This is a genomic window from Sphingobacterium sp. 1.A.5, from assembly GCF_002734235.1.
GTDB lineage: Bacteria > Bacteroidota > Bacteroidia > Sphingobacteriales > Sphingobacteriaceae > Sphingobacterium > Sphingobacterium daejeonense.
Window position 1 is genome coordinate 87,474 of the sequence record NZ_PEBA01000003.1, and the last position, 14,278, is coordinate 101,751.

The following is a 14,278-nucleotide window of genomic DNA, read 5'->3' on the forward strand; positions in this document are numbered from 1 at the left end:
ACAAGGTTAATTTGTTTTATCCCGTCTCTATTCTCAGCTGTTCCAGATCCTCGACTAGTACCATAAGATTCAAAGTGTTGGCAATCGAATCGGGCACTCTCGAGAGCAGACTTCCCCTCTGGTCATACAGTAGAAAACTATTCGAATGCGTATTATTTCGAAATGCATCTACAAGATAATAGAAGTTGTTTCCCGGTCCACCATGAAGGGAAACCACGGTATCACCATGTCCAATGGATGTTACGTAAAGTTTTGCTTTTGAATCAGCGGAAGGCAAGTACCAGGAGTTCATATCAAGTACATCAAGGATATCCTCAACAGATCGCTCTTGGCTCTTTAATCCCGGTGTAATCAAAAATAGTACAGTAATTAGAGACAGGATTTTTATTATTTTCATAACGAATTGGAGCATTGGTCAAAATCGAAATCACTAATAGTCAAATTCTCACGTTGAGTGTATAATGCCGCAAGGAATGTGCCATATTGCTTATTCGGAGGATGACTTTTCGAAGTTTACAGAGGATGTTTTGACTTTTTTAACCACACCATCATCATAAAAATCAATGTTTTCTATGGGGTTTTGTTGTAATCCAAAGGAATAAGAACCATACACCAAAAGCTACACTGAATCCGATCCAAGGAGACTTCATGCTGATCGCAGCAAAGAACCCGATTGTTGACAAGAAACACGTTAAAAAGAATAAAAGTAAATTTTTCATGAGTAAAAGTTTAAATATTAAAAAATTAAGTCTGTATCCAACGAATTGTAATCGTTGGATACAAATCAAGTTAAGCAGCTTTACCTGCTTATTTCTTTCTTCCTAATCAGTTCCAAAATTTTAGGCTCTGATTTCCTCAAGAACTGCATTACTTTATTTTGGACGTCATCTATAATTCTCCAATCCTTGGCGATATAAATATCTGTAACACGATTTCCATTATCGACATGGTTGAGTGCTAAAGCAACATCATCTTTACTCATCCTACAGTCATTTCTAGCTGTATTTGCGAAGGTATGGCGCGCACCATAAAGCGTTACTACCTGTACACCCGAAAGTTCTCGGAGTTTCTTCATTCCATGTTTTAATGAGGAATTGAAAGTGGTCCGGCTTGAATATCTTTGTGATAACTTTCCAATATATTTCTCCAATAAAGGTGTAGCTTCATCAATTATCCTTATACTAATAAATGCTCTGTCTTTTCGTTTCCCCTTAGTTTTAGATCGATTGTAGTCAACCCGACCATTTCGAACATTGTCAGTAGATATTTTAAATAAATCAACAGCATTCATCCCGCACAAATAGAATGAGAGCATATATAAGTCCCGAGCGAGTTCAGCCCTAGTGTTAGGTAACACTTTACAATCTCGAATTCTAATAACCTCTTCAAGATTATTATTTCTATTTTCGGTAAGAGGAGCTGAACCTACCTTATATTTTTTGAAGGGATAGTGTTTAATCAATATAATGCCCAGATCTTCATTATTGTAATGGTTCAACGCTTCATTAAATAATGTACGAAGATCTCTCATATAATTATATAAACTAGTATCCGAAACAGGCTTTGAAACAGTAGTAACGGGCTTTCCCAACTGGTTTATTCTTGTTATTGTCCGTTCAGATTTCAAGTAACGTTCAAACTGAACGAGCATATTAAAATGTATTTCATTTATTGAGACAGTTTCCCGATTAAAAAAATCAATGAGGTGGTTACGGACTGATCGATGGTTAGCGGCAGAACCATCACGACCGTCATCCTTCTCTTGTTGAATACAGTTCGCACAGAACTTGATAAAATCAATTTCTTCATCTATATTTTTGAGATAATCCCTTAATGAACCCGCGGTGAAAAAGTCAAGCTTCTCCTCGAGCTCGCTGATCGTTTTACGGTAGTCCTTTAGTTTCTTGTCAACTATTTCAAGGACAAAAGGATCTTTAATACTAAATTCTTTTTTTCCTTTCACCTTGGTGAGTTGTTTTAGGGAAAGGAAATGAGGAGTGTCTATAATTTTTTTTTCCTCTTTGTGATAGACCCTAATTTTCACATTGTAGGTTCCATCTGCTTTTTTGTGGTGTTCATAAACCTTTGCGCTTACGGTTGCCATAATCTTTTCATTACCACGAAAACCTTTGTGACGTATTTGTGACGGTTTTACGTGAAGTTCAACAAAAAACTATGCAAAACACACCGTTTTGAGGTTTTTCAAAACGTGTAGGGAGGATGTTCCAAAACCACCCTAAGGAAAGCAAAAAAGCCGTTTTACGCAAGTAAAAACGGCTTTTTTAGATAGTGACCCCGCTGAGGCTCGAACTCAGGACCCACAGATTAAGAGTCTGTTGCTCTACCAACTGAGCTACGAAGTCGTTTGATGAATCAAAGGTACAAGACATCCCAAACAATTCAAATATTTGCCATACCTTTTTTAATTCCCCAATCCTTCCGCTACGAAACTCAAAAATACCCACTAATAGGTATATATAACCTCTTTTAACAAGGCTAGATTTGTTTTTATGCTATTACAGCATTTGGATTCCAAACTAATTAGCTATGTATAAATTCAAATATACCATTTCGGCCGTCCTGGTTCTAGCTTTTTTTCTTTTTACTACCTGTACTAAAAAAGGATTAGGTGATGATCCCGACGGACCTGAAGGACCCGATGGACCAGACAAACCAAATTCAAAAAATGAGGTTACCATAAGCAAATCAAGTGGCCTACCAGGCGAAGCCATAGAATTAAAATTCGACTTCAAACTCGAAAAAGAACGCTACCCAATAAAGTTCGGCACCGAATCAATTGAAGTAATCCGCTTGGCTGATAGCACAGGAGTTATATATATCCCACCTGTTGCTCCCAAGGAGTATTTCATCGATCTTCAGGGGGTAAAAGCCAATCTACAAGTTCCATTTGAAGTCTCTCAGTATTCTTTCAGCACTTCCGAAAGTGTTCTAAAGCAGGAAATATATGGATTGACAGGAGGATTGTTTTCTGACCAAACGAGGTTCAAAAGTATGCAGCAAAAGTTTGAGGAGGGCTTACAGAAAATGAATCAAGAGGACCGCAACATCTACTTGCATGTGTACAGAAACTTAATCAAACAAACATTAAATGAACAAGAGTCTGCCAAGTTTTCAAACTTGGGTTTCAATGATATCGCAAAAATCGCAGTCCGCGAGAATTTAAACCTCCCGCTAATTGCGAAGGCTAACAACATGTCCTATTTGAAAGCTTTCAACACTATGCTGGAGGACGATTATGAAGCTCTCTTTATGAAACCTGCGGTAAAGTATTCAAATATCATGAAGGGTATAGTAATCTGGGCATTGGGACATGTAATTGTAACTGAAGCAACCAGCATAGCAGGAAGAATTTGGGGTCCGGTTGCTGTAATCGCCGGAACCACAATTTCCATTGGAGGCGCAATAGTTATTATGGGACTGATAGACAACGCTATAGCAGCGGTCAAATTACTCTACAGCAATATCGCTATTGTATTTACTGAAGATTTCTCGGATACCAAAATGCAAGCAGATCGAAGTCACACTAAAGCCAACACTAATCCTCCAGAACAAAAAATGGACTTTAAAGTCGGCAAACCGCTCGAGTCGAACATCAAATTTAACTTCTACAGCTTTTCTATTTTGATGAAGGACAAAACTCAAAGCAGTATTTTGAACTCGATGTTGGAAATCTACGAACGTGTTTTGCCACCTTATACAAAAGTTTATTCATTAGGAGACAGAGTCTTGTCTTTCTTCCAGATTAAGGATGTTTTTGTAAAACCGGAATCGCTTATTCCACAATCTTCCAATTCTGCTGAGCGAAATGTTAGATCTTCACAAATACGAATTGAAAACATCTCAAATACGAATATACAGATCAACCATAAGGATGGTGCACAAGGAATCATTTTTGAAGCAACAGCGACAGGTATTTCGCAAAAAGTAGATTTTACTTTCGATATTGTTTTTGAACAGCCTTTGATTGGAATAATGGCAAAAAAACATATTAAAGCTACATATGACGGCGAAGTGAAAGCGGAAGCACTCAAAGTCTATGGAGGTAATTTGCAGTTCGGAAAACCTGGGGTTGAACTAGACAATGAAATTTCAGCGAAACTAACCGATGTCCTGGGAAATCCTGCTCCTAACTATAAAATAAAATGGAAAATTGATGATGGAGGTGGCAGGCTTCAAAGGGCAGAATCAACCACCGATGAAAATGGAATTGCAACCAATAAATGGACTTTGGGAACTACCAGCCAGCAACGTGTAGAAGCATCTTTCCTTACGAAAGATGGAACAGAAGTAAATGTCATCTTCAATGCTTTGTGGGACTTGAACGGAACATGGAACGCAAAATCAATTTATTTCACCGAAGACCATAAAAATTGGAAAGGGGATTGGCTAAAACAGGTGTTTGCAGATCAAAAGATAGAATATTTTACCATGATTGTTGAGAATAATAATACATACACATTCAAAGACGCAGTTCTTGGTCGTGACCTTGATAATAACCCGAAAGTATTTGAGAAGATCACTCCTAGCTCAAGACTCATTATTGGCAGCGCTGAAGATAAAATACGGCTGAATTTTCAAGCGTTGGGGGGATCCGGACCAGCGATTTTAAAATATATTACTCCAAACAAAATTCAGATTAATTTTGATGCCCTCAAAGGCTTTGGAACACGCTGGCATTACGATAGATCAACAACAATTCCATATTGGTGGACCGAAGAAATTATATTGGAGAAACAACCATAAAATCCGTCAAGAAAATCCAAATCAAACATAATCCATAGAATAGTAGTTTAATGCTGGGCCTTTAATTAATTTTAAAGGCCCTTTTTTTATGACATTTAGTCAAGCACTTCGTTATTCATAACTAAAAATCTACAATTTTTAATTTCCTAATAAACCCAGTCTTCAATTGCGTAGTAAATACTCTATTTTTACTTCACTAACTTTAAAAACCAATTATCACCACAAATCCAATGAATATTTTCTATAAAGTTCTTAATAAAATCGACTGGAAAATCAATACCCCCAAGTCCAAAAATGCAAGGCTCAACAATAACCTCAAAGTCTTAAATTTCGAGGAAAGCATCAACTATATCATCAATTCAAAATGCTCATTAGCAAGATATGGAGATAATGAGTTTACCTTGATGCTGAATGGTGAATTTCTTTGCCCAAGAAACAATTCATTGCCATACCAATCTTCCGATCCACACCTAAAAAACAGACTTGTTAATATTTTAAAAGATACCGAGATTGAGAAATACAATTTGAAATTAGCAGTGCCCAGGACTTTAGTAGATATAGATCACGAAAACCTAACAGAAGGTTCGATCGGTTTTTGGGAGAATTATCTAAGCGAACTGTTTTATAAGATCTCCAAATTCTTGAGAAAGGATTACCTCTACCTGAATTCCCAAATCAGCAGATTCTATTTAGACGACAGAAATAAAAAACCAACTGACATTGAAAACAGAGTTTCATTGTGGAAAAAAGTGTGGGAGAATGAAGATTTGCTAATTATCGAAAGCAAGGGAAGCGCCTTAGGAAAAGACAAAACGATATATCAAAACTCTAAAAGCATTCAAAGGATCGAATGTCCAAACAGCAATACATACAATCATTATCAGGAAATATTTTCAGCAGCTAAGGAATTGGGAGAAAACAAACTCATCATACTTGCTTTGGGACCAACAGCTACAGTAATAGCTTATGATTTAGCCAAAGAAGGATTCAGAGCCTTAGACTTGGGCCATTTAGAACTTGAAAATTATTTCTACCAAACCCAAGCAACTGCAGAAACTGAAATCAATGGAATTAAGATTGGCCAAGTAGAGACTATCCAAAATGATCCCATACCAACAGCTAATCAAGGTATAAAGTACGAAATGAGTATAATTTAAAAATTAATGACAAATTATCTTCCCAGATATAGAAATCATTTTAACCTTCTTTCGGTTTACATTGGTTATTCATTAAAATTCATCCCTAAAACCGATAATTAATTCAAACAAAGATATTTAGGCACACACACTATTAATCAGGAAAATAAAATTCATTTAATTTAATTTTCTGTGGTAGTTTTTACGGATTTCCGTAATAATATCTTTTTGTTTAATTTTATCTTTGCGCCTGTTAATTTTAGTGGTTAAAAAATGATTTCCATAATTATCTCTTCTTATAATCAAACCTACTATGATAGGCTAAAGAAAAATATTGAAGAAACTATTGGTGTTCCATATGAAATGATCCAGATTTGGAACCCTGGTATATATAGCATTAACGAAGCTTATGAAATGGGGCTCCAAAAAGCTAGTTTCGAAAACCTATTGTTTATCCATGAAGATTTAGAATTTTTGAGTCGAAATTGGGGAGTAGAGCTTATGAAAAGCTTAGAAAAGAAGTAAAAGAATTCGCACAATAAAAAAAAGCCCCTTTTAAGGGGCTTTTGCATCAAATTCACAATTTATTGAATCACTTCAATATCTTTCTTAGCGGAATGAGTTCTTCCGAACATATCCACTGCTTCAACTTCTACAGTATGTTTACCTGCTTTCAGCTTCGGTAATTTCAGTTTCCAAAGGTGCGCTGAATTCACAGGTTCACTTGGTCTTCTGCCGACAACCAAAGATTCAGCACCGTCATATTCCAACAGGCTCTTCAAATATGCAGGATCAGTCCCTTCTACTTTATCCATTATGATCCAATCGGCATTGTCGATTCTATAACGTACCTGATCATTTGGAGAACCCAAAAAGAAGTTAGCATAGATATTATAGCGACCAGAATACTTAGCCTTAACCACCGAAGGACCAAATAATCCGATGCTGTAATTATCATCTTTTCCGACAACTTTATAGTCAAATTTATACTGGTTACCGTCGATATTCAAGATAGCATATCCTTTCGGAGTACCATCGCGCATCGTTGAAACTGGAACGCCTTGTTCATTTGGCAAACCTGAATACCAATCTCCTGAAGTTGTACCAACATTATATTCATGAAAAGGTTTGGCACCTTTCCAGCCATGCTCACTTGTATACAAGTTTTGTTGTTGATAGTGAGTATGTGCAGACAATCCCAAGGAATTAGGATATGCTGCTAGAATATCGAATAATTTCTGTCTGTCTTCATTGCGGAATCCCTTTCCATTTTCAGGATTTAAAGGAATATGGAATGCCAATACAATCAATTTATCTTTTGGAACAAACTTCAAATCGTTGGCAACAAATTCAATTTGATCTGGTCTCAATCCACCTTGGTATCCTTTACCTGTTTGAGGGTGAGGATAGATAATGTCATCAAGAACAATAAAATGAGCACCCCCAACATTGAAAGAGTAGTTTGCTGGTCCAAATGTTTTTTCAAAACCTTCATCAGCCAATGAATCTTGCTCAACATCATAGTTCATATCATGGTTACCCATAACATTATACCATGGCAAGCCCATTTGTCCAATAGTTTGCTTATAACTAGGATGTAGAGAAAGGTCATCTCCCACTAAATCCCCAAGACTAATCCCAAACAATGGGCCTTTTCTAGTCTTTGCTTCATCAATGACACCTTTCTTGAAGAATTCCATTTCTTCAGCAGTGTATGCTTGAGGATCGCCGAATACAAATGCTGAAAATGCTTGTGGCTCTTCAGCTTCTGTCAATGCAAAATCTATTGATTTAGGCAATTTACCAGTAGCAGTGACACCAGGATATTTTAACGCTGGCGAACCAGCAGGCTTATGGATATAGTAAAATTTAGAATGGTTATCTGCGTCTTTGGCTAATTGGTATCCCGAAGGCTTGACAACGAAGATAATATTATCATTCTGAACAGGAAGTTCATATTTACCATTGCGGTCGGTTTGCACGACCTCTCTACCGTTACTCACGCTGACACCTTCAAGGCCAACTTCTTTTCTGTCAAGTTTTCCATTTGAATTCGCATCAACAAAAACAGTTCCGCGGGCGATCTCTTGACCGAATACAGAACTTGTCATTAAGCATGCAAGTAAAGACCAATATAATTTTTTCATGTGTTATGGGTTGTTTATTTCAAACTTAAGGCATGTGGTTTAATAGAAGATTAAGACAATGTTAAGTTAAAATTTTCAGTCTGAAAACGAACCATATACATCAAAAATATTACAGGAATAAAGGCTTTTATTATAATTCGGAGCAAATATTATTGTCCAGTTAATATAAGCATGACAACATCTTAAGAAAGGATCGCCCCAGAATTCAAATAATAATTGTGCTTTCGCTTAAGTTAATTAATAATATTATTAAATGTTTATTTCATCCATAATTTAGTGAGCAAGAATGAAAGTTCCCACAGAATTAAAATTACTCTTCCATAATTACGCGAAAAGGCAGTTCCTATTGGGAGCTGCCTTTTTATTTCTTTAAACCAAGATTAATTCCGAACTTATTCTCAAATAAACCTCAATCACAATGAAAAAAGTAAATCCTGCGTTCATACTCAATATCATTCTTGCCAGTATTTCGCTTTTGATAATACTACAAAATAATCAGCAAGAACTCTGGAGATCCATATTTGCTGGAATAGGTTTTATAGCCTTCCTTACATTCTCTTTCTTGATCTTCAAGAAAAACAAAGCAAAAAAGAAAGTTAGATTCAATTAAAAAGAGGAGCTATTGCTCCTCCTTTCTATTAACAAAATAACTAAATTATATTTTTCTTTTTTATTGAATTGCTCCTTGGTCAGCTATAATAGGCCAGCCAGGATTTTGGTATAAAGTTGAATTTTGTGGAGTCCCATCCGACGAGGTAATCGAGAAATGGTTAAAGGCAATTGGACTTAGATAATGTGCCTCGGTCCATTTATATCCATTTAAAACCAAGTTGTTAGAACTTAAGTTAATCCTGTACGGTCTTAAATATGGACTCTCGGCTTTTGAAGATACATTTGCAGTTTTACCTGGAGTATTAGGTTGAATTAAAACACTTCCCGCTTCATTAACAAACCATTTTTCCATTGGCCCCCAAACTTTGATGCCTTCTAAGATCAATGGGTTGTTTTTTAATTGATCTAAAGACCTCCAACGCTTAAGGTCTCCAAAACGGAATCCCTCTGCCATTAATTCCAATCTCCGCTCACGTCGTATATTATACAATATCTTATCATTTAATACCACTCCATTACTATATGCCCCCAGATCTCTTTTTGCTTCTTCAGCCATATTGGTGTTAGCAATAGTGACATTAAAATCAGGATTTACCCCAGCACGTTCACGTATTCTGCTCCAGTAATCAGCAGCCTTTCCATTGATTGACTTGTTCTTTAAATAACTCGCCTCAATATAATTTAAATATGCTTCCACCGCTCTAAAGACAATAGAACCAGTCGTACCTGCAGATCCCTCAGCCTGCCCATTCAAATAACTCAAACCCTTTTTGAGAGCATAACCTGTTACATAGCGAACCTCAGCCTGTCCTGTAATGTCTGGATAACCTTCTAAAATAGGACTCCCATCTGTATTGTTACGGTCAGTAAACCGCAACTCTCTAGGTCCTTTCATAAAAATTTGAAGCCTATTATCTCGATCGGCCTTGACTGTTGAAATAGAGTCATCGCCTTTATAACCAGAAGCGGATGCATAAATAGGTAAACCATTGGCCATCGTAAAGTTTTCTACCAACCCTCTTGAATAACCGGTATTGCCTCCATTGGTGTTCAAATAATGGTTTACATTGTGTGAAACATTCTGAACAGTAGAATAACTTCTCCACAATAATACTTCACTGTATTTATTCAGGTCCATATCACCAAACATCGCAAAATATGGATTTGCCGATGAGTTGTATCCATCATCTTGGGTGTTTGACACCAATGGCACCGCATCAGCCACTTGCTCAGATGCAGACATCGCCTCAGTTAAGAAAAAATCAATTTCATTATCGATCTGCAATGTAAATGAAGGATGTGATTTCTTTCCTGGCCAGTTTGATGTTCCAGGTACCAAAGCTGAATTCTTATGATAATTCAACCAAGTAGCCTCATGCAAGGCAACACGAGACTTAAATAATAATGCCGCGTTTTTATTGATTCTATTTTGCTGATTAGGTGACGGACTCTTCAATAACATAATGGCTGAGTCTAGATCCGCCAAAATAAATCGAGCAACTACATTCCGAGGCTGCCTCACTGAAGCATCAACAAGCTGACCTAAATTATCTTGCATGGTACTCCTGACAATTGGAAAATCACCCAATGCCTGTACCTTGTTGAAATATTGATAAGCTCTCAGAAAATAAGCCTCTCCGATATAATGCTCAATATTGCCTGTAGCTCCCGAAATTTTGTTCTCTTTCCATTTAGGCAAAACCTGCTCGAAGAAATAATTCAATTGTCGGATATTGCTAAAATCGTATTCCCCACCGTTAGTAGGTACTTTCCATTCTCCAGGAACCCATCGCGTAGCATACGAACTTGTTAATTGATTGTCCGTATGATTATCGTTCGCAAATGTCCCTATCCCCCAGCCTGAATGTGTAGGAAAGGAATATTGGGATAAAGTATAAGTGGCTAGGTCGGCCTCCGTATTCAAATAATCACCAGGAGTAATATTCGAAAGGGGCTCACGGTCCAAGTATTTGTTGCAGCTTGTCGAAAACAAGGTTCCAAATGCAAGACCCATGAATATGATGTTTTTAAATGTTGTTTTCATGTTAATGATTGGATTAGAAATTTACATTAAGACCAAAGGAATAAACCGAAGAGAATGGATATGTTTTTCCATCATTCCAGCCGCCAAGACCTACAGTCTCAGGGTCAAATACCTTCGCCATCTTGCTAAAGGTTAATAAGTTTTCTCCAGATACATATAAGCGAATCCTAGAAATTCCAATGGTATTTAATCTCGAAGAATTAAAAGAGTATCCAATTTGAGCATTCTTTAAACGTAAATACGCCGCAGACTGAAGGTACCTTGTTTGAACATTTTGATTCTTTGTCGTATTAAAATACGGTCTAGGAAGATATGAGTCCATATTCACGTCCAATACACCATTTTGAACCATAACGGAATTCTCATCTCTGAAGAAATCCAAGTTCTCTTCAAATCCAGCAGATTGCCACATACCACCGCTAGCACCCCAAAAATAAGGTCCATTAGGCATATGGTCACGCTTTCCGACCCCTTGGAAAAACATCCTGAAATCAAAACCTTTGTATGATCCGTTCAAATCTAAACTATAGCGATAGCGTGGCTGTGAGTTACCGATAATGCTCAAATCACCATGGTCATTTAAGGTATTTGCTCCAGCGGAAACGATTCCATCACCATTCAAATCTTGGTACATGATATCACCTGCCTGCCATTTGCTAGCAAAGTTCTGTTTACTGTGTGCCAAGTGCGCATCCATTTCTTCTTGAGACTGCGCAATACCTAACGTAGTATATCCCCAAATCTCCCCATTACGCTTGCCATTGTACCAGTTGCTGATGGTACCTGTCAAATTTGGATATTCAGTAACGGTTTGTCTATCATCAGCAAATACTCCACGAACAGAATAATTGAAGTTGCCAATGTTATCTTTCCAGTTCAGTTCAACCTCAAATCCCTTAGAGTTCATCTCTGCATTGTTTAACCTTGGAACTTCTGTACCCAGAATAACAGGAAGTTCAGGAGCAGGACCAATCATGTTGAAGGTATTGCGTTGGAATAATTCAAAAGTAACTCCTAAACGGTTTTGTAAGGCCTGAAGGTCAAACCCTATGTTCCAGCTGGAAATTCTTTCCCATGTTAATGTCGAAGCAATTAAACCAGGAGCCCCAGCTAAATTCTGCTTTAAACCATTTAACAACCAAGAATTGCCATTTACATTGAAGGGAAGAATGGAATAAAACGGATACCAGTTATTAGTATATTGGTTCCCCAATTCACCATATGAACCTCTCAGCTTAAATACAGAGATTTGCTCATCCCAAGTCCAAAAATCTTCATTGGCGATGTTCCATCCCGCAGAAAATGAAGGAAATAAATTCCACCTTAAATCACGAGGAAATCTTGATGAACCATCGTACCTGCCATTCGCTTCAAATAAATACTTCTCTTTATAATTATAGTTTAACCTCCCAAAAAAACCAGCAGTAGCCCAATGTTGGTATTCACCCGAAGTTAATGGATTCAAGGTCGCAGTATTCAATGTTGGGATGTTATCCGATATTAAATCGGTCATCGATCCTGCAAGAGTCCTATATTTATTCAGCTCAGAGTTAAAACCAACCAAGAATTTAAAATTATGGTCATCGTTTAACCTTAATGAATAATCCGTAAAAATATTCGTGCTGAAATACTCGTCTTTTCTATTGCTTTCGGATACACTTGTAAAATCCGCAGCATTATAACCTACTGCTAATGGATATGGATTATTGTCCACATCATAGCTATATGCTTTTAAAATTTCGTTATGGCCATTTGAATTGGTAATTCTATAGTTCACATTCGCCGTAATATTCCAATTATCCAATGGCCTCGCCTGTAATTGGAGCTGTTGATATAATAAGTCTTTTACAGCTTTGGTACGCCCGCCCTCAGTTAATTGTGCCAACTCGCTGGCATCAGTGAACTGTCCGTTGTCATCTCTGGTAGGAACTGTTGGCCATCTCCTCGCGATATTATGATAATATAGATCATTCATATGACTCGCCTTCTCATAATCCTCGCGCACGAACCTCGTGTTCGACATCAAATCAATGCGATCATGAATCTTCACATTAATTTTATTCGCAAATGAATAGCGTTGGAAGTTGTCATCAGCATATTTGTTCAAACCACTTTGATCCATTAAATTCAGAGACGTATAGAAATTAACTTTCTCACCGCCCCCATTCGCGCTGAGGGTATGTTCATGTGAGGGTGAATAGTCTCTATATACCTCATCAAACCAATTGGTATTCGCATTGGAACCACCATAATATTGCCACCTGCCGTTTGGACCCGGAGTACTCACCGTATTGATTTCTCCTTTTTGATACGCAGTAATACGATCCAGAACTTCTTGAGAAAATACAGCCTGTTCACCATCATTCGCTTTTACCTCATTGAAATAATAGGCAAAAGTTCGCGAATCCAACATCGTCGGCAAGCCCCTTGGTTTGCTCAAGCGAAAGTTGTTATTATAGTTTACCAAAGTTTTTCCTGATTTACCCGTTTTGGTCGTTATCAGAATCACGCCGAATGGAGCACGAGAACCATAAATCGAAGAAGCAGCAGCATCCTTCAAAACAGTGATGTTCTCAATATCATTTGGATTTAAGGCATTGATGTCACCTTCCATCCCGTCTATTAGGATTAAAGGTGAGGAGCTCGATCCTACCCCAATCGTACCTGCACCACGTATGTTGATGTTCATCGTTTGATTCAACTCGCCTCCCAACCCTGCATTCTGAACATTTAATCCCGGTACCATCCCCTGAAGCGCTTGTGCAGTATTTTGAACAGGACGGGCCTCTAATTCTTTTGCACTTACAGTAGAAACTGCACCTGTTAAATTAGCTTTCTTTTGTTGTCCATATCCTACTACCACAACCTCATCCATAAGATTCTCTTCTTCAGCTAATGTTATGGTCATCTCTTGTGTAGATGCCGACACAGATTGAGAAACATAACCCATGGAAGTAACAACCAATACAGCATTCGAACCAGATACTCTTAATGAAAATTCCCCGTTTTCATTTGTCGACGTGCTATTGGCAGTGCCTTTTTCAGAAACTGTTGCAAGAGCAATAGGCTGCCCTTCTTTATCTAGCACCCTACCCTTAACAGCAACTTGTACCAATTCGGTGTTTGAAACAGTTTTGACCTCCGTAGTATTTCCTTTTACAGAAGGTCTGATTAATATAATTTTATCTTTTACCTCATAACTTACATCCTGATTCACCAAGATCTTGTTCAATGCTGTTTGAAGGCTGATCTTTGAATCGACAATAGTTACCCTCGAAGAATTAGACAATAAGGATTCATTGTAGACAATCTGAAATCCGCTCTTTTTTCGAACCTCTTTTAAGGCTTCCTTGGCAGAAACATTCTTAAGATTTAAGGAAATGGTCTGGCTAAAACCAAGCGCAAAACCATTCAATGCTAAACAGGAAATTACTATGGCTAATTTAGAAGCTTTATTTATCCTTGGAATTATCAGCTTCCCAAATATCTCATAGCCCTGAAAAGGAATAAAGAATTTTTTGTTCATATAAGTAGGTGTTATAGATTATAAAGTGGTCTTTTATAATTTCATTACT

The 14,278-nt window shown here is 37.4% G+C and carries 8 protein-coding genes and 1 tRNA gene; 3 read left to right on the plus strand and 6 right to left on the minus strand.

The window, feature by feature from the left end; genetic code table 11:
* Window positions 1-16: 16 nt before the first annotated feature.
* The 3 genes from CRT24_RS02980 to CRT24_RS02990 all read right to left on the minus strand — a co-directional run bounded on the left by CRT24_RS02980 (window position 17) and on the right by CRT24_RS02990 (window position 2,363).
* Complete coding sequence (locus tag CRT24_RS02980) at window positions 17-292, minus strand: hypothetical protein (RefSeq protein WP_144034496.1); 276 nt, start codon at window positions 290-292, stop codon at window positions 17-19.
* A gap of 507 nt (window positions 293-799) precedes the next feature.
* Window positions 800-2,104 (minus strand): site-specific integrase, encoded by a 1,305-nt coding sequence (locus CRT24_RS02985; RefSeq protein WP_099369759.1) that lies wholly within the window; start codon window positions 2,102-2,104, stop codon window positions 800-802.
* A 186-nt stretch (window positions 2,105-2,290) separates the two neighbouring features.
* Window positions 2,291-2,363, minus strand: a tRNA-Lys gene (locus CRT24_RS02990).
* Window positions 2,364-2,547: 184 nt separating this feature from the next.
* Between CRT24_RS02990 and CRT24_RS02995 the strand changes: the two genes are divergently transcribed.
* From CRT24_RS02995 to CRT24_RS03005, 3 genes are all read left to right on the plus strand, one after another.
* Window positions 2,548-4,764 carry an Ig-like domain-containing protein gene (locus tag CRT24_RS02995; protein ID WP_099369760.1) on the plus strand — a complete coding sequence of 739 codons (2,217 nt, stop codon included), beginning with the start codon at window positions 2,548-2,550 and terminating at the stop codon, window positions 4,762-4,764.
* Window positions 4,765-4,994: 230 nt separating this feature from the next.
* Window positions 4,995-5,921 carry a GT-D fold domain-containing glycosyltransferase gene (locus CRT24_RS03000; RefSeq protein WP_099369761.1) on the plus strand — a complete coding sequence of 309 codons (927 nt, stop codon included), beginning with the start codon at window positions 4,995-4,997 and terminating at the stop codon, window positions 5,919-5,921.
* A gap of 252 nt (window positions 5,922-6,173) precedes the next feature.
* Window positions 6,174-6,425: a glycosyltransferase gene (locus tag CRT24_RS03005; protein WP_099369762.1), complete on the plus strand. Its 252-nt coding sequence runs from the start codon at window positions 6,174-6,176 to the stop codon at window positions 6,423-6,425.
* A 59-nt stretch (window positions 6,426-6,484) separates the two neighbouring features.
* Here CRT24_RS03005 and CRT24_RS03010 read toward each other — a convergent pair whose 3' ends face one another.
* The 3 genes from CRT24_RS03010 to CRT24_RS03025 form a co-directional block, all read right to left on the minus strand.
* Window positions 6,485-8,047: a calcineurin-like phosphoesterase C-terminal domain-containing protein gene (locus tag CRT24_RS03010; protein ID WP_099369763.1), complete on the minus strand. Its 1,563-nt coding sequence runs from the start codon at window positions 8,045-8,047 to the stop codon at window positions 6,485-6,487.
* Window positions 8,048-8,717: 670 nt separating this feature from the next.
* The gene (locus CRT24_RS03020; protein ID WP_099369765.1) at window positions 8,718-10,703 is read right to left on the minus strand and encodes a RagB/SusD family nutrient uptake outer membrane protein; all 1,986 of its coding nucleotides are present in this window, start codon (window positions 10,701-10,703) and stop codon (window positions 8,718-8,720) included.
* 13 nt (window positions 10,704-10,716) lie between these two features.
* Window positions 10,717-14,229 (minus strand): TonB-dependent receptor, encoded by a 3,513-nt coding sequence (locus CRT24_RS03025; protein ID WP_099369766.1) that lies wholly within the window; start codon window positions 14,227-14,229, stop codon window positions 10,717-10,719.
* Between the last annotated feature and the right edge of the window lie 49 nt (window positions 14,230-14,278).